This window comes from Pseudalkalibacillus sp. SCS-8, assembly GCF_040126055.1.
Lineage (GTDB): Bacteria > Bacillota > Bacilli > Bacillales > Fictibacillaceae > Pseudalkalibacillus > Pseudalkalibacillus nanhaiensis.
The window spans coordinates 2,702,356-2,727,778 of record NZ_CP143541.1 but is presented as its reverse complement, the minus strand read 5'-3'; the positions used below and the strand labels follow the sequence as shown (position 1 = coordinate 2,727,778).

At 42.9% G+C, this 25,423-nt stretch carries 25 protein-coding genes and 1 other annotated feature; of the genes, 15 read left to right on the top strand and 10 right to left on the bottom strand.

Features of this window, described 5'->3' with window-relative positions:
- The first annotated feature begins 48 nt into the window (after positions 1-48).
- The 5 genes from ccpA to V1497_RS14145 all read left to right on the top strand — a co-directional run bounded on the left by ccpA (position 49) and on the right by V1497_RS14145 (position 3,328).
- Positions 49-1,059: a catabolite control protein A gene (gene ccpA, locus V1497_RS14165; protein ID WP_349408180.1), complete on the top strand. Its 1,011-nt coding sequence runs from the start codon at positions 49-51 to the stop codon at positions 1,057-1,059.
- A gap of 150 nt (positions 1,060-1,209) precedes the next feature.
- Positions 1,210-1,869 carry a reverse transcriptase-like protein gene (locus tag V1497_RS14160; protein WP_349408179.1) on the top strand — a complete coding sequence of 220 codons (660 nt, stop codon included), beginning with the start codon at positions 1,210-1,212 and terminating at the stop codon, positions 1,867-1,869.
- A gap of 138 nt (positions 1,870-2,007) precedes the next feature.
- Positions 2,008-2,586, top strand: a complete 579-nt coding sequence (locus tag V1497_RS14155; protein ID WP_349408178.1) for a GNAT family N-acetyltransferase — start codon at positions 2,008-2,010, stop codon at positions 2,584-2,586.
- Positions 2,587-2,672: 86 nt separating this feature from the next.
- The gene (locus tag V1497_RS14150; protein ID WP_349408177.1) at positions 2,673-3,101 is read left to right on the top strand and encodes a hypothetical protein; all 429 of its coding nucleotides are present in this window, start codon (positions 2,673-2,675) and stop codon (positions 3,099-3,101) included.
- Positions 3,098-3,328: a hypothetical protein gene (locus V1497_RS14145; protein WP_349408176.1), complete on the top strand. Its 231-nt coding sequence runs from the start codon at positions 3,098-3,100 to the stop codon at positions 3,326-3,328. The genes V1497_RS14150 and V1497_RS14145 overlap by 4 nt, the downstream gene beginning before the upstream one ends.
- Positions 3,329-3,400: 72 nt before the next feature.
- Here V1497_RS14145 and V1497_RS14140 read toward each other — a convergent pair whose 3' ends face one another.
- On the bottom strand, positions 3,401-3,589 hold the full coding sequence (locus V1497_RS14140; RefSeq protein WP_349408175.1) for a YjzC family protein: 189 nt from the start codon (positions 3,587-3,589) through the stop codon (positions 3,401-3,403).
- A 278-nt stretch (positions 3,590-3,867) separates the two neighbouring features.
- Here V1497_RS14140 and V1497_RS14135 point away from each other — a divergent pair, with 278 nt between their 5' ends.
- From V1497_RS14135 to V1497_RS14125, 3 genes are read left to right on the top strand one after another with little or no spacing between them, the layout of a single operon-like run.
- The gene (locus V1497_RS14135) at positions 3,868-3,987 is read left to right on the top strand and encodes a symporter small accessory protein (protein WP_349408174.1); all 120 of its coding nucleotides are present in this window, start codon (positions 3,868-3,870) and stop codon (positions 3,985-3,987) included.
- Positions 3,984-5,570: a sodium:solute symporter family protein gene (locus V1497_RS14130; protein ID WP_349408173.1), complete on the top strand. Its 1,587-nt coding sequence runs from the start codon at positions 3,984-3,986 to the stop codon at positions 5,568-5,570. Before V1497_RS14135 ends, V1497_RS14130 begins: the two co-directional genes overlap by 4 nt.
- Before the next feature lie 38 nt (positions 5,571-5,608).
- A complete protein-coding gene (locus V1497_RS14125; RefSeq protein ID WP_349408172.1) occupies positions 5,609-5,980 on the top strand; it encodes a cupin domain-containing protein in 372 nt (123 codons plus the stop codon).
- 48 nt (positions 5,981-6,028) lie between these two features.
- On the opposite strand, the gene V1497_RS14120 is transcribed toward V1497_RS14125, so the two are convergent.
- The 5 genes from V1497_RS14120 to V1497_RS14100 all read right to left on the bottom strand — a co-directional run bounded on the left by V1497_RS14120 (position 6,029) and on the right by V1497_RS14100 (position 10,013).
- Entirely contained in the window at positions 6,029-6,934 is a 906-nt protein-coding gene (locus tag V1497_RS14120; protein WP_349408171.1) for a hypothetical protein, read from the bottom strand.
- Positions 6,873-7,433, bottom strand: coding sequence for an RNA polymerase sigma factor (locus tag V1497_RS14115; RefSeq protein ID WP_349408170.1), 561 nt, complete (start codon positions 7,431-7,433; stop codon positions 6,873-6,875). The genes V1497_RS14120 and V1497_RS14115 overlap by 62 nt, the downstream gene beginning before the upstream one ends.
- Before the next feature lie 149 nt (positions 7,434-7,582).
- Positions 7,583-8,743: an acetoin utilization protein AcuC gene (locus tag V1497_RS14110; protein WP_349408169.1), complete on the bottom strand. Its 1,161-nt coding sequence runs from the start codon at positions 8,741-8,743 to the stop codon at positions 7,583-7,585.
- Positions 8,740-9,369: an acetoin utilization AcuB family protein gene (locus V1497_RS14105; RefSeq protein WP_349408168.1), complete on the bottom strand. Its 630-nt coding sequence runs from the start codon at positions 9,367-9,369 to the stop codon at positions 8,740-8,742. Before V1497_RS14105 ends, V1497_RS14110 begins: the two co-directional genes overlap by 4 nt.
- 11 nt (positions 9,370-9,380) lie before the next feature.
- Positions 9,381-10,013, bottom strand: a complete 633-nt coding sequence (locus V1497_RS14100) for a GNAT family N-acetyltransferase (protein ID WP_349408167.1) — start codon at positions 10,011-10,013, stop codon at positions 9,381-9,383.
- Positions 10,014-10,172: 159 nt separating this feature from the next.
- Between V1497_RS14100 and acsA the strand changes: the two genes are divergently transcribed.
- Together acsA and V1497_RS14090 are read left to right on the top strand one after the other, a co-directional pair.
- Complete coding sequence (gene acsA, locus V1497_RS14095) at positions 10,173-11,888, top strand: acetate--CoA ligase (RefSeq protein ID WP_349408166.1); 1,716 nt, start codon at positions 10,173-10,175, stop codon at positions 11,886-11,888.
- Positions 11,889-12,015: 127 nt separating this feature from the next.
- Positions 12,016-12,870: an amidohydrolase family protein gene (locus V1497_RS14090; protein ID WP_349408165.1), complete on the top strand. Its 855-nt coding sequence runs from the start codon at positions 12,016-12,018 to the stop codon at positions 12,868-12,870.
- A 138-nt stretch (positions 12,871-13,008) separates the two neighbouring features.
- Here V1497_RS14090 and V1497_RS14085 read toward each other — a convergent pair whose 3' ends face one another.
- Positions 13,009-15,873: a transglycosylase domain-containing protein gene (locus V1497_RS14085; RefSeq protein ID WP_349408164.1), complete on the bottom strand. Its 2,865-nt coding sequence runs from the start codon at positions 15,871-15,873 to the stop codon at positions 13,009-13,011.
- A 138-nt stretch (positions 15,874-16,011) separates the two neighbouring features.
- Positions 16,012-16,234: a binding site (T-box leader), on the top strand.
- A gap of 66 nt (positions 16,235-16,300) precedes the next feature.
- On the opposite strand from V1497_RS14085, the gene tyrS reads away from it, so the two are divergent.
- A complete protein-coding gene (gene tyrS / locus V1497_RS14080) occupies positions 16,301-17,542 on the top strand; it encodes a tyrosine--tRNA ligase (protein WP_349408163.1) in 1,242 nt (413 codons plus the stop codon).
- A gap of 335 nt (positions 17,543-17,877) precedes the next feature.
- Positions 17,878-18,849, top strand: a complete 972-nt coding sequence (locus tag V1497_RS14075; RefSeq protein WP_349408162.1) for a nuclease-related domain-containing protein — start codon at positions 17,878-17,880, stop codon at positions 18,847-18,849.
- A 285-nt stretch (positions 18,850-19,134) separates the two neighbouring features.
- Here the strand turns inward: V1497_RS14075 and rpsD are convergent, their stop codons facing one another.
- On the bottom strand, positions 19,135-19,737 hold the full coding sequence (rpsD, locus tag V1497_RS14070) for a 30S ribosomal protein S4 (RefSeq protein WP_349408161.1): 603 nt from the start codon (positions 19,735-19,737) through the stop codon (positions 19,135-19,137).
- 359 nt (positions 19,738-20,096) lie between these two features.
- On the opposite strand from rpsD, the gene megL reads away from it, so the two are divergent.
- Positions 20,097-21,305 carry a methionine gamma-lyase gene (gene megL, locus V1497_RS14065; protein ID WP_349408160.1) on the top strand — a complete coding sequence of 403 codons (1,209 nt, stop codon included), beginning with the start codon at positions 20,097-20,099 and terminating at the stop codon, positions 21,303-21,305.
- A gap of 51 nt (positions 21,306-21,356) precedes the next feature.
- Here megL and V1497_RS14060 read toward each other — a convergent pair whose 3' ends face one another.
- Positions 21,357-21,836 carry a GAF domain-containing protein gene (locus V1497_RS14060; protein ID WP_349408159.1) on the bottom strand — a complete coding sequence of 160 codons (480 nt, stop codon included), beginning with the start codon at positions 21,834-21,836 and terminating at the stop codon, positions 21,357-21,359.
- A gap of 147 nt (positions 21,837-21,983) precedes the next feature.
- Between V1497_RS14060 and refZ the strand changes: the two genes are divergently transcribed.
- Entirely contained in the window at positions 21,984-22,655 is a 672-nt protein-coding gene (gene refZ / locus V1497_RS14055) for a forespore capture DNA-binding protein RefZ (protein WP_349408158.1), read from the top strand.
- On the opposite strand, the gene hisJ is transcribed toward refZ, so the two are convergent.
- On the bottom strand, positions 22,652-23,470 hold the full coding sequence (hisJ, locus tag V1497_RS14050; protein WP_349408157.1) for a histidinol-phosphatase HisJ: 819 nt from the start codon (positions 23,468-23,470) through the stop codon (positions 22,652-22,654). The genes refZ and hisJ overlap by 4 nt on opposite strands.
- A 215-nt stretch (positions 23,471-23,685) precedes the next feature.
- On the opposite strand from hisJ, the gene ezrA reads away from it, so the two are divergent.
- Positions 23,686-25,386, top strand: a complete 1,701-nt coding sequence (ezrA, locus tag V1497_RS14045; protein ID WP_349408156.1) for a septation ring formation regulator EzrA — start codon at positions 23,686-23,688, stop codon at positions 25,384-25,386.
- The last annotated feature ends 37 nt before the right edge of the window (positions 25,387-25,423 follow it).

Here is a 25,423-nt window from a genome sequence, read left to right as displayed (position 1 = left end):
GTTACCATCATCGTTTGGAACCAACAACGTGCAGAATAGGAGGCCGTTATGAACAATAATTCAACCATTTATGATGTTGCAAGAGAAGCCGGCGTATCAATGGCAACCGTTTCACGTGTGGTGAACGGGAATCCAAACGTTAAACCAGCAACTCGAAAAAAAGTATTAGACGCGATTGAGCGCTTAGGATATCGCCCAAATGCAGTCGCTAGAGGTTTGGCTAGTAAGAAGACGACAACTGTAGGTGTAATCATACCGGATATCTCAAGCATCTTCTTTGCTGAGTTAGCGAGAGGAATTGAAGATATTGCGACGATGTATAACTACAACATCATCTTATGTAACTCTGATCAAAACAAAGATAAAGAGATCCACCTGTTGAATACTCTACTTGGAAAGCAGGTTGATGGGATCGTCTTCATGGGTGGTACAGTCACTGAAGAACATGTGGAGGAATTCAAGCGTTCACCGGTACCGATCGTGCTAGCAGCTACCATTTCACCGGATGAAGCGATTCCGAGTGTTAACATCAATTATCAGGAGGCGGTTTACGATGCCATCCGTCTACTAACAGAACGTGGACATGAAAAAGTCGGGATGGTGTCAGGTCCATTAGAAGATCCGATTAACGGCCATCATAAGTTTTCTGGCTATCGAAGGGCCCTGGAGGAAGCGAACGTATCTATGGTGGAGGACTATGTCCACATTGGTGATTATACGTATGATGCAGGAATTGAGGCTGTCGAGAAATTCCTTTCATTAGACGATTCTCCGACTGCGGTGTTCGTCGGAACGGATGAAATGGCCCTCGGAGTTATTCATGGAGCACAGGACAAAGGAGTTAAAATCCCTGAAGAGCTGGAGGTTGTCGGTTTCGACAATACGCGGCTTGCATCCATGGTACGTCCAACGCTTACGACTGTCGTCCAACCAATGTATGATATCGGAGCAGTTGCGATGAGACTACTCACGAAGTTCATGAATAATGAAACAGTCGAGGACCGTACAGTCATCCTTCCCCATCGTATCCAATTACGAGACTCAACGAAAAACGAATAAAGTGTTTCATCATGACATGTGGGATCAGGGAACTGGCCCACATGTTTCTTATTTCTATTGAAATAAGAAAAGGAATCATAAAGTGGTTTAGTCCATTTGAATAGACGTATAATAAGATTTGTAAGTCCCATTGTAAAGGTGGTTTCACTCATGCAAGTAAGAATCGAATTTACATATAAGACACCGAAAGGCATCCGAACGACCTTTCGATCGGAAGAAATGCAGGCAGAAGACGCAATTTCAATGGTAGAAGACTTAGAAAGAACCGGCCGATCTCGAGATATCCGGTTAATTGATCATAAGGAACATACATGGTCATTGAAGGAATTGAAGGAGTTTCTAAAAGGGATCGAAACCGAACCACATAATATTGTCGTTTACTTTGATGGAGGCTTTGATCTTGAGGCGAAACGCTCCGGATTAGGCTGTGTCATTTATTATGATCAAAATGGGAAATCCTATCGCATTCGCAAAAATGCATTAGTCGAGGAGCTTACGTCCAATAACGAAGCGGAATATGCTGCACTACATCTTGCCTTGAAAGAATTAGCACTGTTGGATGTCCATCATCTCCCTGTTAAGTTGACAGGAGACTCTCAAGTCGTAATCAATCAATTGAACGGAGAATGGCCTGTAATGGAAGAAACATTATCTGAATGGGCGGATCGGATAGAGCTGACGTTGAAGAAGTTAGGGCTGGAACCGGAGTATCAATTGGTATCTCGTAAAGATAACCAAGAAGCGGATCGCTTAGCATCCCAGGCATTGAAGGAAGTGGAAATATCAAGTACAAGCGAAGTGAAGCCTTAAACCATAAAAGACGCGTTTCGGTTGAAACGTGTCTTTCTTTTTTTTCGTCTATATAGGAAAGGATTGTAAAATTCAGGCTTTTTATCATCTGAAAATCATATATAATTAGGAATAATTTAATAAACAGGGGGAGTTTAGATGGAGGTTCAAGAACTGTGTAGGAATTTACCTATACTTGAAACCGAACGGCTGATATTAAGGAAAATCACGTTAGATGATTTGGAGGATATGTTTGAATACTGCTCGATTGATGAAGTATCCAGGAATGTAACTTGGGAAACGCATAAGTCCATGGCTGACACGAAGCAGTTTCTTGAAATGATACTCGAGCAATACGAAAACGAAAAAGTTGTATTCTGGGGTATTCAATGGAAGGAAAATAGCAGGTTGATCGGTACCATTGACTATGTTTCTTGGAACCCTATCCATAAAATCGGTGAAATCGGCTATGTTCTGTCACCGGATTTTTGGGGGAAAGGGATTATGACAGAGGCTGCTAAGGAAGTCATAAAATTCGGCTTTGAAGAGATGGGGCTTGTACGGATTCAGGCAAGATGTTTCCTACAAAACCAAGGTTCTGAACGTGTCATGCAGAAAATCGGTATGGCATTGGAAGGCACGGTACGGAAAGGAATATTTGCGAAAGGAAAGCATCAAGACTTGAAACTGTATGCCATCGTGAATGATAATTTTCAGAAGAGGACAACGACACCATAATGGTTCATCCTCGGGTATTTCTAATAACTGCACTCTTCTTCATCCTATTTTCAAGCTATGCTTCCACGGCTCTTGGACTCAGTTGTATGAAACCTGACCTGAAGATACGGAATGGAGAATTCGAACGTTCAGATATCGTATTCAAAGGTCATGTTACCTCTATCAAAGGGACCAAAGTCAACATTAGGCCATATGCGGTGCTGAAAGGGGAGGGGAAGGTTTTTACCCAAATGACCCTTTATAATGACAAGATCTACCCACAGATTACAAAAGTTGATCAGAATTATCTTGTTTATGCGAAGAAAAACCTGAGAGGTTACAAGATGGAGTTATGTACTGCCTCTAGAATAATTGAGGAAGAAGAGCAAAAGCCTTTATCAGGAGAAACCGATCCGATTGAAAAACCCGATTCCAATCGAATCTGGATCCTTCTTATGGCCGAATGCGTCATGCTCCTAAAATGGTATGAAGTTAATAGAAGAAAGTTGTACCTGTTTTGGGAGGGAAGACCATGATCCGACCTTTTATTGCTTATTCAATCGTAGCTTATCTCTTATTGAGCTTGCCTTTCATATTCGGTCTGGGCTATGAAATTGATTGGATTGCTGGAGCATCATTATTACAGAAGCTCAAAGGATACATCCTTACCGGATTAACATATGGGTACATGTGGAAGCTGATTGCTTCCATAGTTGTCGGGATGGTGGGGAGCAGCTTGAAGTTTTCCAAGTTGAACGGGTAAAGTTCACCTTAAAACGTTAAAAACAGAGCCTAAAAGAGTTAGGCTCTGTTTTTTTATTTTATAGATATAATATTAATTGACCTTCTTCCAGTACGCAGGCTCCTGGTTTGAACGTAATGGAGGGAAGGTTTCACCGCTTTCTAATTTAATTTGTGTTTCTTCCTCTGTTGGATTGCTTTCTTTTCTTCCGTCCGTCAAACCATCGAATTCATACGTTCCGTTTGCTGGTGCTTTCTCTCCTGTTTTGTAACGGTCTGCCATTTCAATCCACTCCTTTTGGAAAATTTAAGTACAGTTAGTATGTATCCTTTCTAGCTGGATGTTAAACCCAAATTTTATAATTATATAGTTTTTTCGGAATAGGATTTGACTTTTTGTAAAGAAAATTCAGATAATAGAGAAGGAAATACAAGCTCGAAGAGGAAACATACATACAAAAGCCATCTTTTTTTGTTTTCATCCATCTAAAGGTTTTACATGCAAACAATTACCTTTACATAACGGAAGGTGGCAAAGATAACAAAGAGGAGGAGCGCAAAGTGCTTGGAATCGAAGATCAACTAGTAGCCTTAGCTTGGATTGGTACTTTTTTGGCTGGTATCGGTTGTATCGTATTTGGTGCAGTGATGTGGAATCGGGGAGGGGATGATTCACAATGAATTTAGGTGTGTTGATCCCCATTTGTCTTGTATACATTGGAATCATGTCTGGTCTCGCTTACTATGGCTATAAAAAAACAACCACTGAAGCAGACTATCTTGTCGGTGGAAGGAACATTCATCCTGCAGTCATGGCTCTATCATATGGGGCGACCTTCATCAGTACATCGGCAATCATAGGGTTCGGGGGTGCTGCCGGGGTATTCGGAATGGGGCTATTATGGCTTGCATTCCTGAACATCGTGCTTGGGATCTTTGTTGCATTCGCTATTTTTGGTACAAGAATCAGGAGATTATCCTTGGAGCTTGACGCCTCAACTTTTCCGACATTGCTCGGTAAGAGATATGGATCGGATTTTATCACGGTGTTTGCTGGAGCAATGATTTTTGTGTTGATGCCTGCATATACAAGCATTGTCTTAATTGGAGGAGCACGTTTCCTCGAAGAATCGCTTGCGATGAACTTCAATATAGCGTTATTGATTCTCGCGCTCATCATTGCCCTTTATGTCATTAGTGGCGGAATTAAGGCTGTCATGTATACGGATGCGTTTGGCGCTGTCATTATGCTTCTTGGGATGGCGATCTTCCTCTTCGTAACCTATAAGGCAGTTGGAGGGGTAGTCGACGGACATGCTGGATTGAGCGCGATAAAAGATCTTGTCCCACAACCATTAGTTGATGGTGGGCATCTTGGTTGGACAAGCATGCCTGCTCTTGGTTCACCCCTTTGGTGGACAATGGTGAGTACGATCATCATGGGTGTTGGAATAGGTGTGCTTGCACAGCCTCAGCTTGCCATGAGATGCATGACGGTGAAAGATGATCGTGCCCTGTACCGGTCCGTACTTGTCGGTGGAATTTTTATTCTTTTCATGACAGGCGCAGCTTTTGCGATTGGTCCGTTGAGTAATCTCTATTTCTATAATACGACGGGAGAGATTGCGTTAACGGCAGCAGGCGGGAATACAGACTTGATCATTCCAAAATTCATCAATGCAATCATGCCTGAATGGTTTATCTATCTGTTCACTTTAACGCTTTTATCAGCAACAATTTCAACCGTCTCATCCTTAATCCATGTCCAGGCGACTGCGTTTGGTCAGGATATTTTGAAAACGATGGGCGTTTCAAAGCTTTTCGGTATGAAGATGAATCTGACCAGACTTGGCGTTATCCTAGGAATGTTTGCTGCAATTGTCCTGGCCTACTTATTGCCTGCAGGAGTGATTGCAACAGCGACAGCCTTCTGGTTTGGTATTTGTGGAGCTGCATTCTTGCCAGCCTTGATTGGTGCTTTTTATTGGAAAGGAGCCACGAAGGCTGGGGCCATTTCCAGTATCATCACTGGATTCTCAGCTAGTATTCTCGGATTTATCTTTTTGCACCAAAAAGAAGCTGCGGCTCTTGGTGTTTCTAAAGCTTTATTTGGAAAGGACACCCTGTTCGCTTTTCCTTGGACCCATATTGACCCGCTCTTCTACGCCTTGCCATTATCCACGACTGTATTCATTGTCGTAAGTGCTCTAAGCGGAACAAAAGCCAAGGATGTTTATGATGAGCAACATAAGGAAGCTTTGTAAAGGAACAAGTGTAATAGGTTTTAGTGGAGGTTTCAGATATGGAATTCTATCGTTTTGATAAAGATTCTGGAAAGAAGATTACTGCATTCAATTCAGATTTCATCATGTCCCGGTTGGTGTTGACTGATACACCGACCCATGTTGCGTGTATGCATTTGGAACCGGGAGGGATTATCGGGTATCATGAGGCGGTTGATCCCCAACTTTTACTCATTGTAGGAGGAGAAGGTTTGGTAAGGGGGGAAGGTGATGAATACATATCCGTTAAGACAGGGGATGCTGTGTTCTGGGAAAAGGGTGAAGGACATGAAACCAAAACGGATACAGGCCTGACGGCAATTGTTGTAGAAAGTGACGAACTAATTCCGTCAGCGATAAAATCCTCTAAGGCCGTGGAGGTAACCGAATAATTCACCAAGATAAATGGGACCCAAATCGATAAGCTGGGTCCCTATTGTTTATTCTCCAAAGGTTTTTGTTTTCTCCCCATTAATAACGAGGGTCAAGGTATCAGATGTTGGTAGAGTCAAGCTTCCTCTGAAGAAGTAGATTCTCTCCCCAGTATCAGAATCGATCACTTCTCCATCTTTTACGAAGGTAGAGGTGCCGACCTTATCTCCATTGGTATTGATCAATTCCACAGTTATCTCAGGCGTATCTTTGACACCTTCAATTGCTGAAATCGTTTCTCCCGCTTCTAGTTTATTTGAATAGTGGAGCACAGTGTAATGTTCCGTCTTCAAATAAGGAGGTAATACATCAAGGGTGAATTGTCCATGTAATCGATCTTCTACATAGAAGGAGAGCTGCCATTTCCCTTCGGTCGGGAAAGGAGGAAAGGAAGTCATCGCCATGGCATCCTCATTATATAGCCCATGATTTAATTCCCCTTCTGATAATGTCAGTTCTTCCCCTTGTCGGTTCGTTGCTTCGACTCTATAGTTTTTATAAATAAGTGTTTCAGGATCTCCCCAGAAGTAAATAAACATTTTCGCTGAACGTCTCTTGTCTTCAGCAACGAAAGAGTCTTTACCAAAAATGGCGACTTTGTCTTTAATACCGGTAACCTCATATGCATTATCATTTTTAAGATGAAAGATCTCTGCTTTTGGAGCGTTGAGTTCCGTTTGTGGCTCGAAATAACCTTGGATGCTATCCCACACTTTAGGAAATTCTGTCATAACGAGTAAAAAGAATGCCATACAAGCGGCAAGTACAGCAAAAACGGGTCTCAGATACGTTTTTCTCCTTGGTGATCGGTTCGTGGTTTTCAATGTCGTCATGACCCGTTGTTTTTGCACTTCAGTCAGAGAGGGTTTCGGAAGCTCCTTTAGTTTTTCTTGGATTTGATCGGTACGATTCATGGAAAAATCCCTCCTTTTCTAAAATCTCCTTCAACTTTTTCAATGCTCGGTGATAGAGAACGTTCGTCTTATTCGTCGTACACTTTAATATTTCGCTCGCCTCTTTTGATGAAAGTTCCAGAATTCCCCTTAATATCACCACTTCTTTATGTTGTGGTGGAAGCTTATGAATTGCCCGATACAGTTGTTGGCTTTCAAGGTTCAAGATGAATGACTCTTCCAGTTCGTTCAGATGAGTAGGGGCAGTAAGAAGTGAGCTCTTAATCCTTTCCCATACCTTTGTTCGACGATAACGATCGATGACTAGATTCCTAGCTATTGCGATCAGCCATGTCTTCGGATGCGAAGAATGGTTGAATCGGGAATACTTGCGTAATGCAATGAGGAAGGTATCCTGAACAAGATCTTCCACATCAAGGGATCCTGTGTAATAGGTCAAAAAGCTTGTTATATCTCTTTCATACAGTAGAAACCATTCTTCAATGGTCTGTTCATCCAATACATCCACCCCCTTTACACATTAGACGAATCGTTTTCATATCCATTACAGCTCTTTTGAAATTTATATAAATAGCTACAATAAAAGAGCTGACTCTAAAAAGCCAGCTCTATTACTTTGATTAGGTCTTTTCAGTTTTGACTTTGAAATCATACAGATTTCCGTTCATTGCGGATATGCTGTAATGCCCGCTGAAGCATGATTTCGTTCTTCTCACAAATTTCTTGTTTTCTTGGGATCGGTTTATAAAGGTCATGGGGATCTTCCCAATGTTCAGGGAGCTGGACAGGTGCTTTAGTCTGCCACTTTGTCAGCCATTCGCTCGGCAGCTTTCCTTGAAGATCGATCTTGTTCATTTCCGCCCATATCAACGACCAGGCTCTTGGAACGACTCTCCAAATATCGTATCCGCCCCCACCGACAGCAATCCATCGTCCTTCTGCATATCGATCTGCTGCCCGGTTTACGATTTCTGGAACACGTTTATAGGATTTCATTGTTACGGATAAATGAGTAAGAGGGTCCCAGTAATGAGCATCAACACCGTTTTGGCTGATGATCACATCGGGTTTGAAATAAGCTGCGATTTCATCAATTGCTTCCTCAATCAACGGAATCCATGACTCATCCTCTGTAAATGCATCTACTGGAATATTGAAAGAGTATCCATACCCTTTTCCTGCTCCTTTTTCAGAAACGTTCCCTGTTCCTGGGAAAAGATATCGCCCGGTTTCGTGGATCGAGAACGTACAAACATCCGGATCATCATAAAATGCCCATTGTACACCGTCTCCATGATGAGCATCCGTATCTATGTAGAGCACCCTAGCGTTATATTTTTGTTTCATATACTCGATTGCAATCGAGCTGTCATTATAGATACAGAAGCCGGATGCTCTACCTCTGAAACCATGATGCAATCCGCCTCCTAAGCTGAGTGCTTTCTTGCTTCCACCTTCAAAGACCTGTTCGACTGCAGTCAATGTAGCGCCGACCAACCATGCGCTCGCCTCATGCATATCCTCGAAAATCGGTGTATCGTCGGTATTCAATCCGAAACTCGATTCTTGGGAAGTGGGCAGCTGGCCTTTCCCTGCAAGCTTGATGGCATTTACATAATCCTCATTATGGATGAGTTTGATCTCCTCATCAGTCGCTTTTCGTGGTTTGACGATCTGGTCATCCTGCAGAATACCTGCTTCACGAAGTAATTCGTACGTCATTTTGAATCGAAGCGGATTGAATGGGTGCTTATTGCTGAACTTATACGTCAACAGTTGATCAGAAAAAATGAATACGGGTTTGGTCATACTTGTTCTCCTGGCGTAACAGGCCACATCACGTTATAGCCTTCTGATTTTAAATGATCAATGATCGCTTGAGGGTTCATCGTCTGGACCCGCAGGACAAGGACTTTCGTTTCATCCGTTTCACCTGGATAGACAAGGACGCTCGTAATATTGACATTATGGTTCCGAATCACAGCTGTCACATCCGCTAGTTTACCTGTCACATTTTCAACATGCACTTCAAATTGTGAGCTTGGTTGATGGGCTCCTGTCAATTGGATCAACGTATAAAGCATATCCCGTTCAGTGATCATGCCGATGACTTCACGTTTGTTGACGATAGGGATGCACCCGATCCGTTCTTCATAAAAGACCGTTAATAGTTCTTCAATGAAATCAAGTGGATGTGCGGTGATGACTTGCTTTGTCATGACGGAATGTACCTGGGCTGTTGAAGGGTCTTCGTTTTCAGGTATCCGATCCCTCACTAGATCCCTGTCCGATACAATGCCGATCAAATGGTCGTGATGGTTGACGACTGGCAGATGGCGGACTCTATGTCGTTCCATGATCTCCTTTGCTTCATTGATCGTTGTGTCTTGCTGGATCGTAATGACGTTTTTGTTCATAATGGCTTCAACTTTCATATAGGCACCTCCTAATACATGAATCGGTTTTGGAAGCGAAGCTGGTCGAAGCGTTGGATCGAGTCTCGATCGACCCGGCTTCCGATCCTTGCCATCAAGCAATTGGCTGGGTGGGAGCTGATTTCAGGGTCATCGGTCGCATACCATTCGAGTCCGCCTGCACTCATCATCTTTTCCATCACTTTTCGATAGTCCCAAACCGAAAGGCCTGTCCCTTTCAGGTCCCAATGCCAATAATATTCGGTCGTAATGACGATGTAATCTTCCATTGTATCGTCCATCATTGATACTTTCAGTAGGTTCTTGCCGACTTTATAATTACGGAACTCCGGTATGATTTCGATTGCCCCTAACTCAATCAGGTTTTCCATTTTCCCTTGAGACCATCGTTCCATCGGATCAGGGTAAACATAGGTGACATATCCAACGATCATGTTATTGTGTCTAGCTATGATGATCCTGCCTTCAGGGAGTCCGGCTATTTCAATTAAAGCTTTGTGTTGTTCAGCAGGGGGACGAAACGCAGTAAGGTCTTCATGGAATTCGTAATTTGCCAATGTGGTCGGTTTAATCGGTCCTTCCACAATCAATTTTCCTTTTGGTGTATTCACTGTTTTAGCGTTATAGATTTTTGTATGCTTCAAGCTCGGTTTCACCACCTGTTCAGACTGTTCTCTTATTATACATGAAACCATAGGTTGTAAGGGTTTTCAATCGAAATACTAGCAACAGTTTTAAAATTGAGAATAATCAAATATATGATATACTAATTTTAAATCTTTGAATAAAGGGGAGATCCAATAATGAAAGTGGAAGCGCTTCCGGTTATTAATGGAGAATATAACCTGCAAGATTACGAAACTACCTATCAAAACTTCGATTGGTCAGAAGTAGAACAGAATTTCACGTGGTCTACGACAGGTCGAGTGAATATGGCTTACGAGGCGATTGACCGCCATGCCGAGTCAGCAAAGAAAAATCAGGTAGCCCTTTATTTTTCAGACACAAAACGAGATGAGAAGTATACATTCAAAGAAATGAAGGATTTCTCAAATAAAGCAGGGAACGTACTGCGCGATGCAGATGTCGAAAAGGGAGACCGTGTCTTCATTTTTATGCCTCGTTCACCTGAATTGTATTTCATGTTTTTGGGTGCGCTCAAAGTCGGGGCGATCGTCGGTCCATTATTTGAAGCCTTCATGGAAGGGGCGGTTACCGATCGACTGGAGGATAGTGAAGCGAAAGTCCTTGTAACCACTCCATCATTACTGGATCGCGTACCCGTTGATAAATTGCCAGCGTTGAAGCATGTCATCCTTGTCGGTGAGGATGTGAAGGAAGACGATACGTATATCGATTATTATGGTCGGATGGAAACAGCGAGCAAAGATCTCTCGATTGAGTGGGTCGATCGTGAAGACGGCATGATCCTCCACTACACTTCCGGTTCAACTGGGAAGCCGAAGGGTGTGCTACATGTTCATAATGCGATGATTCAACATTATCAGACAGGTAAATGGGTGTTGGATTTGAAAGAGGATGATGTATATTGGTGTACGGCAGATCCAGGATGGGTGACAGGAACATCGTATGGAGTGTTTGCACCATGGCTGAATGGTGTTTCCAACGTCATCCGGGGCGGACGATTCAGTCCTGAGGATTGGTACTCTACCATCGAAAAGTATGGTGTAACCGTTTGGTATAGTGCACCGACTGCATTCAGGATGCTCATGGGTGCAGGAGATGAAGTCGTGAAGCAATACGACCTTTCTACACTGCGTCATGTATTGAGTGTCGGGGAGCCGTTGAACCCGGAAGTCGTCCGTTGGGGATCGAAGGTCTTCGGGCTTCGTATCCATGATAACTGGTGGATGACGGAGACAGGTGCGCAGCTCATCAGTAACTTCCCATCCATGGAAATCAAGCCTGGATCGATGGGTAAACCGCTTCCGGGAATAAAAGCGGCCATCATCGATGATCAAGGGAATGAACTGCCTCCTTATCGAATGGGCAACCTTGCAATTAAGAAAGGGTGGCCATCGATGATGCGTGCAATTTGGAACCGTCCTGAAAAATATGAGTCTTATTTCACGAAGGGTGACTGGTACATTTCTGGTGATTCGGCCTATATGGATGAAGACGGCTATTTCTGGTTCCAGGGTCGAATTGATGACGTGATCATGACTTCCGGTGAACGTGTAGGACCGTTTGAGGTTGAAAGTAAGCTCGTTGAACACCCTGCCATTGCAGAAGCAGGTGTAATCGGTAAACCGGATCCTGTCCGGGGTGAAATTATCAAAGCGTTCATTGCGCTTCGAACGGGTTATGAAGCGAATGATGATTTGAAAGAAGAGATTCGGACTTTCGTGAAGAAAGGACTGGCTGCCCACGCAGCACCGCGTGAAATTGAGTTCAAGGATAAACTTCCGAAGACCCGTAGCGGAAAAATCATGCGCCGCGTATTGAAGGCATGGGAGCTGGACCTTCCGACTGGTGACTTGTCTACAATGGAAGACTGAGACGTATTAGTGTCAAGACAATAATTTGAAAAAGAAATGGGGGCGTGGCCGGTCGGTGTCTCAGACATAAATCGGTCAGCCCTCTTTTTATGTAAAAAGTGTGACTTCAATTTTTTGGAGGTGTAGGATGAAGATCATAGATGCTCATATGCATTTTTCTGATATCGAAAGCTTTAAGCAGACGGCAGTTGAGATTTCGAATGTCGAGTATAATACTTCGGGGATTTCAAAGGAATATCTTGAATCAAATGTCGTACTGGGAATCGGGATGGGGTTGACTGAAGGACAGAAGGAAGGTTTCCCTGATTCATCATCTCGTACGCCAATGGGCTTGGACCTCGAACATTCTGTACCAACATCAATTGTCTATTGCCCCGGCGTAAATCCTCATCACTTGGATGATGACGGTTTAGCGGCACTGGAAAAGTCGCTTCAAGACCCGAGAGCTGTCGGTATTAAAATCTATCTCGGATATTACCGGTATTATGCATATGATCCGGTGTACGAGCCTGTTTATAAACTAGCAGAGAAATATCAGCTGCCTATTGTTTTCCATACAGGTGATACGTATTCCGAACGAGGATTGTTGAAGTATGCCCACCCTTTGACCTTGGATGAAGTTGCTGTGGAATATCGGAATATCAATTTTGTAATGGCCCATTTCGGCGATCCATGGACGTTGGATGGGGCAGAAGTGGTATACAAAAATCGTAATATGTACGCGGATCTTTCCGGTCTGGTTGTCGGCACAGACGAAGACATCAAACGGTATAAAGAGTCCCCACGATTTTTCAATCATCTGAAGCATGCGTTGACGTTTACAGACAATTACAAGAAGTTCATTTTCGGAACAGATTGGCCGCTCGTTCCTGTTGAACCATACATCCAGTTCATCAAATCAATCATCCCAAAAGCCTATCATGAAGATGTCTTCTACACGACAGCAACAAAGGTCTTTCCGAGAATCAAACAATTTTTATAATAAAAGGCTCCTTTAAAGAAGATCGTTGATGTTGAACAGGTTTAGGCGGACGTTTAAAAGCTAATCGAGACATAAGAAAAGAGACCTGGAGGACTGCATGGGCAGTCCTTTTCAGGTCTCTTTTTGATGTGGCTGTTTTTAACCACCGTTCGGTTTCTTATCCTCGTCACCAGAATCTCCTTCTGGAGGTGGTGGCTCAGGTTTTTCAGGGTCATCTGGAGGATCCTCCGGTTTCTTAGGATCCTTTGGTTCCTTCGGTTTATCAGGCTCATCTTCTTTTGGAGGTGGTTCCGGTTTTGGATCCTCTCCAACTTTTACAGCATTACTGTTAGCAGATTCTTTTCCTGCAATGTCGACGGCACGGACAACATACGTAAAGTCGCCTCCCGAAATCTTGAAGCTTGTATTGTCGCCGCCCTTCACTTCACCGACTTTCTTATACGACTTCGAACCGTTCGGCGTTCGATAGATGCGGTAGCCGATGACATCCTTTTCACCTGAAGCACCCCAAGTGAGAGAGCTTCCTTTTTTCTTAAGACTTACAGCAGATGGGGCTTTGCCGTTATCTTTAAGTTCTTCTTCACCGATGATGTTGTCCCAATCATCTTTAATGACATCTTCGAGATCGATGTCTTTGAAATACTCTTCTTTAATCATGATACCATCACTCGTAAAGGCAGATGGTGTGCTGTCCAATGCTTTGAATTTCTTACCATCAGCGTTAACGACATACTGTACTTGCTGCAAGCTGTCGTCTTCTGTTTTAGGTAGATACTTCACATTGAACAAATCAGTTTCTACAAGACCTGCTTCCTTACACAATGGTGAAGGGAGCTTGCCAGAAATCGCACAGAACGAGGCAGTTGTAATACCGCCAGGTCGTTTATGATTTCTGCCCGGATTCATCAGTTCAGGGTCTACGTCATATGCAGCATTCGCTAATGCAGCCCAAGCACGGATGCTTCGGGTCGTATGGGTTCCATACTGAGCATTATCGATGATTCTTTTCGGCGTATCATATCCCATCCATAATCCGAGCGTTACATTCGGGTTCGTTGCGATGAACCATGCGTCTCGAATATCCTGGGATGTTCCTGTCTTACCGGCCCAATCCGATTTGAACTTCAAGAACCGATTAGCGCTTGCACCTGTACCACTCTGTACGACGGTACGCATCATATCAAGTGTCAAGTAGGCCGTTTGCGGGGAGAAGACATCGACAGGCTTTGATTCATGCGCATAGAATGTACTTCCATCCTTCGTTTCAATCTTCTCAATCATATAAGCGTCAATGAACTGTCCGCCATTGGCGAAAGTAGCATAAGCATTCGTGTTTTCTTCGACGGTTACACCGTGCGTCGGACTTCCTAATGAAAGGGATCGGTTGTAACGTTCATTTTCCCCAATCGTAGTGAAGCCCATCTTGAATAGCTTTTCCGTCGCTTTTAATGGATCCATTTTCACGTATGTCCGGGCGGCAGGGATGTTATAGGACCATTGCAATGCTTTTCGGGCAGTTACCAGTCCGTGATATCTTCCATCATAGTTACCGACGACCCAAGGCTTACCACTACCTGTGTTATTATACCTGAACTCAGTGTCAGGGATGATGGAGCCAGGCTGTACAAGACCTTGTTCCATCGCCGGTGCGTAAACAAGCAACGGTTTCATCGTCGATCCGTTATGACGTATGGCTTGAGTTGCATGGTTCAGGTTTTCGCGATGGAAATCCCTTCCTCCGACGAAACTGATAATCGCACCAGTATCATTTTTTATAAGGATGGACCCGATATCTTCCATCTCTTTTTTATCTGTTTTCTTTTCATATTGATCAGGTGCAAATGTGACAGAGTTCTTCGCTTTTTGGAAAGCATCATGGATCTTTTTGTTAATGGTGATATGGATTTTATATCCTTTTTTCCTAAGCTCAAGGTCTGCAGCTTTTTTATAGCTTGCTTGTTCAGTCGGGGTCAGTTCTGAGAACTTCTTTCCGTCTTGTTCAGCTAGCTTTTCTTGTAAAATATTCACTGCGCGACGCTCGACTTCCATTGTCAAAGCAGGGTATGCTTCAAATGGACTTGGGGAATCCTTTGCAAATTCCTCAGTAATATCCGTTGCGAGAGCTTTGTCATACTCTTCCTTGGATATGTACCCGCCTGTATACATTCTGGACAGAACGGTCTTCATTCTTGTCAGTCCAGGCTTCAGATTTTCTTTGACCTGTCCATCATTTGTAAACGGCGTGTAGCCGAATGGACTTTGCGGGAGTCCGGCGATATAAGCAGCTTGAGGGAGACTTAGATCCTTTGCATCAACCCCGAATATTCCTTGAGCTGCAGCCTGTATCCCTGCAATATTTCTTCCAGATGCGTTACGACCGAACGGGACGATATTCAAGTAAGCTTCAAGAATTTCATCTTTATCGAAATATCGTTCCAATCGCAGTGCCAGGAGCATTTCTTTCGCCTTACGGTCGAAGGATACCTCTCTGGTCAGGATTTGGTTTTTGACAAGCTGCTGGGTGAGAGTACTTCCACCTGTTTGAACAGCAGCTCCAGTGACTTCCTGGAATATCGCACGTGCAATCGCTTTCGGCACAATCCCTTCGTGTTCGTGGAAGTATTGGTCCTCAGTCGCAATGACTGCGTCTATTAAATGCGGGGAAATCTCCTTGATGCCAACTTCTTGACGGATGACATCCGATCGAAGGTTTCCGAGCAATGTACCATCTTCGAAATATACTTTACTTGTTTCGGAATAATTATAGATATCCGCTTTCATGGTGTCGTAAGTACGGATTGGTTCGTTTTTTACAAGAGAGGCGAAATAGCCTGCGCCTACTCCAGTTGCGAAAAATCCTCCAGCAACCGTTATGACTAATAAGATCAAGAATAAGTTCCACATCACTTTCCCTGTGATACGGCTGAACTTAAATATGTTCTTATCATCTAAAACCTTCATGAAATGCTTCAATTTTTCGATGAAGGATGATAGGTGATTCATTCTCATACCCCCCTAAATTTCCATAACAATTATAGCACATACCGATACCAGGGAATACCACTCTTCGACATTATTCAGGTGTAATTTGACTTTTTACTGGTTATTGTGGTACAAAATGATTATACTTTTTTCAATGAATACATAGCTATGAAAGGAAGAAGTAGCAATCATCCTCCCTGTATGTAGAGAGCTGGTGGCCGGTGTAAACCAGTACAAAGGGTGTTGTGAATTACGTCCTGGAGCTCCTTTTGTGAACGGTTTTAGTAGCAAAAGGCGGCAGTAAAAGCCGTTATCCGAATGAAGAGGAAGCATGTTTGTTATGCTTCAAGAAGGATGGTACCGCGTCTATCACGTTCCTTTCATATGAAAGGGACGTTTTTTATTTGCAAAAAAACAAACAGGTTACGAATAGAAGGGAGAATGAATTATGGATCAAAAATTTGAGTTGACCCCTGAACAGAAGGCAGAGGTCGATCGCCAGCTGGAAATTTTACAACGGGGTGTCGTTGAAATCGTTCCAGAAGATGATTTGAGAAAGAAGCTGGAAAAGTCGATTGCTACAGATACACCGCTTAAAGTGAAGTTCGGATTGGATCCATCAGCTCCGGATGTTCATCTCGGCCATACGGTTCCGCTTCATAAGCTTCGTCAATTCCAGGAGCTTGGGCATGAAATCCAATTGTTGATTGGTGATTTTACTGGTCGAATCGGAGACCCGTCTGGGAAATCCGAAACACGGAAGCAGCTTACTGATTACGAAATCAGAGAGAATGTGAAAACCTACGTAATGCAATTGGGTAAAATTATTGATATGGAAAAAACAGAAGTTCACTACAACTCCAAATGGTTGTCAAAGCTGGATTTTGCAGATGTTATCGAGCTTGCTGCTAAAGTCACTGTCGCTCGTATGCTTGAGCGTGACGATTTTGAGAAGCGATACAAATCCGGCCAGGCGATTTCGATTCACGAATTCTTCTACCCGCTTATGCAAGGATATGATTCTGTTGCATTAGAAAGTGATATCGAACTCGGGGGAACCGACCAGAAGTTTAACCTGTTGATGGGCCGTCAGCTTCAAGAGGAATATGGTAAAGAGAAGCAGGTGACAATGACGCTTCCGATCATCGAAGGCTTGGATGGCGTCCGTAAGATGTCGAAGTCCCTTAACAACTACATTGGGATCGATGAGCATCCGAATGAAATCTTCGGGAAATCCATGTCGATTCCGGATGACTTGATGATCAAGTACTTCGAATTAGCGACTGCGCTTCCGATGAACGAAGTACGTGCAATTGAAGAAGGGGTTCAGAGTGGTGAGCTCCACCCTCGTGACATGAAAATCAAACTGGCAAAGACCTTCGTCGAAATGTTCCACGGTCATGACGAAGCAGTCGAGGCAGAAAAGCATTTCCGTACTGTCTTTTCGAAGGGTGCTTTACCAGACGATATCCCGGAACACGAGTGGCAGGGTGAAGACGAAAAGTGGATTGTTGAGCTGATCGTAGACCTTGGCTTGCTGAACTCCAAGGGTGAAGCGCGCCGCATGATCCAAAACGGCGGTGTGAAGATTAACCAAGAGAAAGTGGATGATGTGCAAGCGCAAGTGCCAGTCGAGGACGGCATGATTGTCCAAGTCGGCAAACGCAAATTCGTCAAAATCGTAAAGTGATTCATAAGGAAGAGCCGTCTTGGAGACGGCTCTTTTCTTTTAAGTTTGATGATGAAAGAACCGGCGGCGGCCGGTTCTTTTTCGTATTGGAATGAGCTGAGATTCAGGTTGGGGGGGTGAGTACTTTTATACTAAATTCAGGAATGATGAGCAGTTTTTCAGGAATTACCTCTAACATTTCAGGAAATGTCCCCAAAATTTCAGGAATTAGCTAAAGTTTTTCAGGAATCAGACCTGATATTTCAGGAATTAATTGCGATCAATCATCCTCCAAAAGAGGAATTTGCTTGGATGTCTAGAAAATATTATCACGCTATTACGAAAGGTGTGGTTCTTTGGCAAGCAATGGGCGACAAAAAAATCTCGACTTAGAGAAATTGGAGGTATTAATATGGAGAGTTGCTCAAAATCACCCAGAAAAATCAAACGTAGATAGTTGGTTAGCAAAGTTAAAAGCAGGGCACTTTGGTGAACTTTCTTTAGACTATTATTTATGTCATCTTGATGAATCTATATTTCTCATCCTCCATAATATCCGCCTGAAATATAAATCCTACCATTTTCAAATCGATACCCTCATCATTCACTCACGGTTTATCCTCATTTTAGAAGTGAAAAATTACTCCGGCACCCTAATTTTTGATACAGCGCACAATCAGCTCATTCGCATTTTTGAAGAAAGAGAAGATATTTTTAATGATCCTATTCTCCAAGTGGATCATCAAAAATTTCAGCTTTCTAGGTGGTTGGGACTGCATGGTTTTCCTCAAATTCCGATATACACCTATGTGGTGGTCGCTAATGACAAAGCAAAGATTGTTTTTCATGAAAACACTCCGTTGTCAAAGAAAGTTATCCGAAATAGAAATCTGCTGAATGTGATAGAGGAGATAGAAAACAAACATCGTAATAGAAAAGAAGCATTAGATAAAAATAGAGTCAGGAAACTCAACTCACTTTTGAAAGAACATCACTCACAAGATGATCGCGATATATTGAAAAAGTTAGGTATTAAAAAGGAAGACCTGTTAACAGGCGTTCAATGTCTAGTTTGTTCCACTCTTCCGATGATTCGTCATCACGGTAGGTGGATTTGCCCCAAATGTAACAATTCCTCAAATACGGCCCACATCAAAGCTCTCCGAGACTACTTCTTGGTAATAAATTCGACTATATCAAATAAGGAAATGAGACAATTTCTCCATATTGACTCCGATAACGTTGCAAACTATTTGTTAAAGTCATTGAATTTACAAGGGAAAGGTTCTACCAAGGGACGTAGATATAACCTCGAATCCCTAATGTAAGAATTCCACACATGAAGACGGTGAACTGAAATAATAGGAGAGAACCGTCTAAGACGGTTCTTTTTGTTATTGGTAGGACGGGGCTTTGTTACTATTTTCAGGAATTGCCGCTGGATTTTCAGGAATTACACTCTGAATTTCAGGAATTCACTCCCAATATTCCGGAATTCCCCCTAGGTTTTCAGGAATTAGCAGCAAAATTTCAGGAATTCACACCCCAGAACGCAATAAATCAAAACCAAAAAACCCCCGAACACGAGGTTCGAGGGCTTTCCAAAGCACTTATTAACGAGAGTAGAACTCAACGATAAGAGCTTCAGTGATTTCAGCTGGAAGTTCAGAACGCTCAGGGAAACGAGTGTACGTTCCTTCTAGCTTGTTTTCGTCGAATGTAAGATATTCTGGTACGAAGTTGTTCACATCAAGTGCTTCCTTAACGATGTCAAGGTTGCGAGACTTTTCACGAAGTCCGATAACTTGTCCTGGAGCTACACGGTAAGATGGAATGTCAACGCGCTTTCCATCAACAGTTACGTGACCGTGTCCAACCAATTGACGAGCTTGACGACGAGTACGTGCAAGTCCTAGACGGTAAACAAGGTTATCTAAACGGGATTCAAGGAGAATCATGAAGTTCTCACCGTGAATTCCACTCATTTTACCTGCTTGATCGAACATTTTACGGAATTGACGCTCATTCATGCCATACATGTGACGAAGCTTCTGCTTCTCTTGAAGTTGCAATCCGTATTCAGACATCTTCTTACGCTGGTTTGGACCATGTTGTCCAGGAGCGTAAGGACGCTTTTCTAATTCTTTCCCAGTCCCACTAAGAGAGATTCCTAGACGACGGGAGATTTTCCATTTTGGTCCTGTATAACGAGCCATAATTGACTCCTCCTTCACTGATTTTTTGTTGTGAAACAAAAACAGTGCCGGTGTGATCGATCACGTGTTCATTATGTTTTCATACATCCTCACCTCGACAGCATGAGGCTACGCGATGCACCTTGCAATCAGCCGCAATCGCAAGGAACATAATGAGAGGGCTCACATGATTTCACATGGCTGTCTTAATTTACACAAAGAACATTGTATTACTTTTAGCTGTATTAGTCAAGAGCCTTTCCAATAAGCACAGACAAAACTCGACTTTCCTCCATATAATGTAACACAAAACAGTCGGCGATTATGGTACGATGTAAAAAGAAAGCGTTTACATACAGAAAAAGGGAGAGTGTTCTGGAGTGAAGAAGAGAATTGAAACAGAGGTCATACATTCAGGTTACTCGTCGGATCAGCATCATGGTGCGCTGGCACCGCCGATCTATCCGACTTCGACGTTCGTTTTTCCAAATGCAGAAACTGGAGAACAGCGGTTTGCTGGGGAACAGGAAGGATATATCTATTCAAGGCTCGGAAATCCGACAGTCAAAATGCTTGAAGAACGCATCGCAGTGTTAGAAGGTGGCGAAAAAGGACTAGCCTTTGGATCTGGGATGGCTGCTGTTTCTGCAGTCCTGCTCGGTCTCACCAAAACGGAGGACCACATCCTTTGTTCACAAGGGGTTTATGGCTGTACATTCGGCTTGCTTCAAATGATGGAAGAGAAATACCGTATTCATCACGACCTCATCCCGATGACCGATCCGGAATATATTGAAGAACATATCCATCCAAACACGAAGGTCATTTTCATTGAAACGCCGATCAATCCGACAATGGCGCTTGTCGATCTCGAAATGATCAGTCAAATAGCAGCAAAGCACAAGATCACGGTTGTGGTCGATAACACGTTCAGCACGCCATATCTGCAACGACCGCTAGAGCATGGCTGTCATATCGTCATCCACAGTGCGACGAAATATATCGGAGGTCACGGAGATGTCGTGGCAGGTCTCGTCGTCAGTGACGCGGAAACGATCAACTTCCTGGCTTCAACGACTCAAAAGGACATCGGAGGCATCATGTCCCCGTTCGACGCATGGTTGCTCCTCAGAGGCCTCAAGACTTTGCCGATTCGAATGGACCGTCACTGTGATAATGCGGCTTATATCAATGAAAAATTAAAGCAACATCCGATGGTTGAGGAAGTCGCCTACCCAGGTGATCCGCAATTCCGTGATTATATGATTGCAGAAAAACAGATGGATCAGCCTGGTGGCTTGATCAGCTTTAAGATCAAAGGGGATAAAAAAGACGCACAGAGGTTCATCAATTCTATGAAGCTCATCAAGATTGCCGTCAGTTTAGGAGATGCTGAGACCCTCATTCAGCACCCGGCAACCATGACACATGCGGTGGTAGGGGAAGAGTCTCGTGCAAAAATGGGCATTACCGATAATATGATCCGTATATCTGTCGGCCTTGAAGCGAAAGAGGATATCTGGGCAGATCTTGAGCGAGCACTTGAACTTTACTCGAACAGCGGTATGACTGAAACTGAAACCGTATAATGCAATGAAAAAGGGGGCGAAATCATTCGCCCCCTTCTGTTATGGTCTCTATTAAATATGCAGCGTCAGCTCTTCAACGAATTGTTCCAAGTACTTTTTGTCTGTTTCATCAAAACGGGAGGTCACTGGGCTATCGATGTCCAGTACGCCGATCACGTTACCATCCTTCACGATCGGAACCACGATTTCAGATCGTGAGGCAGCATCACATGCGATATGACCAGGGAATTGATGAACATCTTCGACGAGCATCGTTTTCTTTTCACTAACGGCTGTTCCGCAAACGCCCTTACCGACTGGAATACGAACACAAGCGGGCAATCCCTGGAATGGCCCCAGTACCAACTCTCCATCCTCCATCAGATAGAAGCCGACCCAATTCACATTCTTAAGGAATTGATTCAAGAGGGAAGATGCGTTAGCCAAATTGGCAACTCGGTTCGTCTCACCATCAAGTAGTGCTTTCAATTGTTTGATGACCATTTTATATTGTTCTTCACGAGATCCTGTATAAGATTCGACATTAAACATGAGATTTTTCCTCGCAATCTTAGAAATTAGTCTTATCATATCAGACATTGTAGAAAGTTTCATTGAATATGTCGAGCGTTTAACAGAGGATAATCAAGGGTAAAGGAGAATGTTGGTAGTATAGATCGTATGTTGAGGTGATTTGCGATGAGTAAGGCCATGTCTATCACCAAAGAAAAAGTAGCAGAAGCAGCAGCATACCTTTTTAACAACAAAGGATACTCAGGTACATCCGTCCGTGACATTGCTGAGAAAGCGGGCGTCAATGTTTCGTTGATCTCGTATTATTTTGGTGGCAAGAAAGGGTTATTGGAGTTCTTGATGTCTTCATTCCTTGAAGGGTATCTCTATGTTCTGCAGGATGCTTATGAAAAATTAGAGAAACAATCTGCACGCAATTGCCTCATTCAACTGATTGAAGAAGTCATCCTTTATCAGCAGGGACGTTCACAGGCGGCGCGACTGGTCCATAGGGAAATCAGTATTGATACGACTCTAGTCCGTGAGATTATGACGACATATCTTATGAAGGAAAAATATTATCTGAATGCGATTCTCGATAAAGGTATGAAGCAAAAAGAGTTCAAGCCATTATCCAAAAACATGGTCATCATGCAAATGAGAAGCATGTTATTCATGCCTTTCTTATATCCGCAATATATCAAAGAGATTTATCAATTTTCCGTGAACGACCGATACTTCATTTCGAAATATTTAAATATCATCCAGGACTGGGCAGACGATGCACTGTGCATCAACTATGATGCGAATACGATTGCAGGAAAAGAAAATAAACAAGCACCGCTGGCAGCCCCCTAAAAAGGCTGGTTAAGCGGTGCTTCTTTCATCAAATTTACATATCCTTGTCCAAGTTCCTTGGCACTGTGAGCATCAGAGCCATATACGAATGGGATGTCCCTTTTCAGCGCTTCTTCAACGATCCATCGAGGCGGGTAAGGCTCCCGACATAAAGGTTTGTTCATGCCCGAACCATTATAATCTAAATGGAGTTTTTGTTTTGCAACCAGATCGAGGGTCTCACGAATCATTTCTTTGTCGAGTTTTAAATTTGGGTATTTCTGCTGAAATTTCATGACAAGACTGATGTGGCCGATCCGTTTTGGTTTATAAGCACCGAGCTCAGATTGAATCGAACGTTTAAGAGTACGGTAATACAGGGCATATACATCCTGGACTGTTCCTAATTCGTCGATCATTTCACCGAATACATCAGGACTGTAATCCATACAATGGTAACCTTTGGCCGTTTTCAAAAAGTGGACAGAAAGAATCGAATCGTCCAAGTACGGTCCGTAAGTATCGAGGAAAGTCTTCGTCTCGGCTTCGAAACCCTCGATGAAATCAACTTCCAATCCTGTGCTTATTGTCAAATCTCGCTCATATTCTTTTTTGAGTTCTTTTATTTGTTGCAGGTATGCTTCCATATGTTCAAGCTTCATCGCACTATCCTTATGAGGGGTAGGATCATGAAAGCCAGCAGGTAAGGGAGCATGTTCTGTGAAAGTCAATCCAGTTAATCCAAGTTCGATTGCACGTTCAATATATTTTGTGAAATCATCCTTGGAGCCGTGCGGACAGTAGGGGGTATGGACATGGCCATCATATACGTTCATTGGCAGCCTCCTCGTTAAATCGTTTTTGTAAGAATTAAGCAATTTTTTAGCAAATTTCCGAAAAAAAGTAGTTATAAAAGTAGCATACATGGTATTATAGTAGTTACGATGAACGCCGAAACTGGATGAATTTTGGCGAAAAATGATAAAAAATGTAGATTATTTTCTCTCAGCTTAATATACATAACTGAAAAAGGGAAGGAAGGAAGGTCCCTATGGTTTATATCTTGATGGTGCTGATTGTTCTCCTTACAGCATTTATTGCATACGGTACATATACGAGAAAGAAGATTTATGATCAAATCGATCACCTCGAAACCCAAAAAGTCAACATCATGAACAAGCCTTTGACAGATGAGATTGCGAAAGTCAAAGCACTTGAAATGATCGGAGAAACAGAAAAGAAGTTCGAGGTATGGCGGGAAGATTGGGACGAGATCGTCACACAACAGCTTCCGATGCTTGAAGAGAAATTGTTTGACGCAGAGGATGCTGCAGATAAGTATCGTTTCAAAAAAGCACGGAACATCTTATCTGATACAAGAAAATCCATCCACCATATTGAAGAGAAGATCGATATGATTTCCTCTGAGATCAACGAATTCGTGGAGAGCGAAGAGTTGAACCGTAAGGAAATCGGTCAATTGAAAGAACAATTCAAGGAACTTCGTAAACATCTCTTAACTCATTATAGAGCTTTAGGACCACTTGTTGAAACGTTTGAAAAGCGATTGGAAGACGTTTCTGCTGATTTTTCCAGTTATAATGAAGAAACCGAAAATGGAAACCACATTGCTGCTCGTACATATATCATAAAACTGGATGAGAGCATCACAAAGCTTAAATACGAGTTGGAAGTTATGCCAGAACTCCTTTATCAGTTGAATTCGGAGATTCCGGATACCATTAAAGAGTTGAAAGACGGCTTGAATCAAATGAAAGAGCAAGGCTTCCGTGTCGATCAATTAGGAGTCGATAAAGAGTTGGAAGTCATCGATTATGCATACGGAATCGTGAAGGAAAAGGTGCATGAAGTCGAAGTAGAAGAAGCCAGGGAAGAAATCGTCCAAATGAACATAAAGATCGAACAATTATACGATACGTTAGAAGCTGAAGTGATGGCGAAACAATCGGTTCTTGAAGAGAAGGAAACTGTCAAACAGGAAGTCGAGGAGCTTGGCAAGGAAATCAGAGATTTAAAAGAAGAAACCAATGTGGTCAAGTTAAGTTATCAGATCGAGCAAGAAAACCTCGATTTGCAGGAAAGACTGGAGACCTCCTTCGAGAAACTGGAAAAAAGAGTCGGTACAATCTTCCATTCAATGGAGGAGAATCACCAATCCTTTACTTCAACGAAGGAAATGTTTGAACAGGTTACGAAACAACTAGAAGAATTGAGAGATATGACTGAAATTTATCAGGAAAAGCTTCAAAACTTGCGTAAAGATGAGCTCGAAGCAGTGGAAAAAATTCAGTTGTTCCGCAAAAAACTTATTGATGCGAAAAAGGAAGTACATCGCAATAATCTACCTGGTCTCCCAGAAGATTTTTATCATTCGATGCAAAATGCAGAAATCAGATTACAAACGGTTACGAGTAAGCTAAGTGATAAACCGCTAGAAATGGCTGAAGTTCTTCACCGGCTGATAGAGGCAGAAGAAGCGGTCGAAGAAATCTATACTAAAACATTCCATATCATTGATCGGGCCATCTGGGCTGAACGATTGATTCAATATGGTAACCGGTACAGAAGCCAGCATATCGCTGTAGCAGTCAAGTTATCAGAGGCAGAGCAAGCTTTCCGTACATATCAATATGAAGAAGCGCTTGAACATGCAGCTGAAGCAATCGATACAGTAGAGCCAGGTATTTTAAAAGAGCTGGAGGAAAGCTACCGGCCAGTAGAAAAAGTGTAAAGGAATCATCATAAACCCGGACCAAAGAAAATTTGGT

Coding starts and splice junctions, on each gene's coding strand:
- V1497_RS14155 (WP_349408178.1), top strand. CDS start 2,008: ATGGAGGTTCAAGAACTGTGTAGGAATTTACCTATACTTGAAACCGAA.
- tyrS (WP_349408163.1), top strand. CDS start 16,301: ATGGATCAAAAATTTGAGTTGACCCCTGAACAGAAGGCAGAGGTCGAT.
- V1497_RS14060 (WP_349408159.1), bottom strand. CDS start 21,836: ATGTTTAATGTCGAATCTTATACAGGATCTCGTGAAGAACAATATAAA.
- rpsD (WP_349408161.1), bottom strand. CDS start 19,737: ATGGCTCGTTATACAGGACCAAAATGGAAAATCTCCCGTCGTCTAGGA.
- V1497_RS14160 (WP_349408179.1), top strand. CDS start 1,210: ATGCAAGTAAGAATCGAATTTACATATAAGACACCGAAAGGCATCCGA.
- V1497_RS14130 (WP_349408173.1), top strand. CDS start 3,984: ATGAATTTAGGTGTGTTGATCCCCATTTGTCTTGTATACATTGGAATC.
- V1497_RS14145 (WP_349408176.1), top strand. CDS start 3,098: ATGATCCGACCTTTTATTGCTTATTCAATCGTAGCTTATCTCTTATTG.
- refZ (WP_349408158.1), top strand. CDS start 21,984: ATGAGTAAGGCCATGTCTATCACCAAAGAAAAAGTAGCAGAAGCAGCA.
- acsA (WP_349408166.1), top strand. CDS start 10,173: ATGAAAGTGGAAGCGCTTCCGGTTATTAATGGAGAATATAACCTGCAA.
- ccpA (WP_349408180.1), top strand. CDS start 49: ATGAACAATAATTCAACCATTTATGATGTTGCAAGAGAAGCCGGCGTA.
- ezrA (WP_349408156.1), top strand. CDS start 23,686: ATGGTTTATATCTTGATGGTGCTGATTGTTCTCCTTACAGCATTTATT.
- V1497_RS14125 (WP_349408172.1), top strand. CDS start 5,609: ATGGAATTCTATCGTTTTGATAAAGATTCTGGAAAGAAGATTACTGCA.
- V1497_RS14105 (WP_349408168.1), bottom strand. CDS start 9,369: ATGAAAGTTGAAGCCATTATGAACAAAAACGTCATTACGATCCAGCAA.
- V1497_RS14090 (WP_349408165.1), top strand. CDS start 12,016: ATGAAGATCATAGATGCTCATATGCATTTTTCTGATATCGAAAGCTTT.
- V1497_RS14085 (WP_349408164.1), bottom strand. CDS start 15,873: ATGAATCACCTATCATCCTTCATCGAAAAATTGAAGCATTTCATGAAG.
- V1497_RS14150 (WP_349408177.1), top strand. CDS start 2,673: ATGAAACCTGACCTGAAGATACGGAATGGAGAATTCGAACGTTCAGAT.
- V1497_RS14110 (WP_349408169.1), bottom strand. CDS start 8,743: ATGACCAAACCCGTATTCATTTTTTCTGATCAACTGTTGACGTATAAG.
- V1497_RS14140 (WP_349408175.1), bottom strand. CDS start 3,589: ATGGCAGACCGTTACAAAACAGGAGAGAAAGCACCAGCAAACGGAACG.
- hisJ (WP_349408157.1), bottom strand. CDS start 23,470: ATGAACGTATATGATGGCCATGTCCATACCCCCTACTGTCCGCACGGC.
- V1497_RS14120 (WP_349408171.1), bottom strand. CDS start 6,934: ATGAATCGTACCGATCAAATCCAAGAAAAACTAAAGGAGCTTCCGAAA.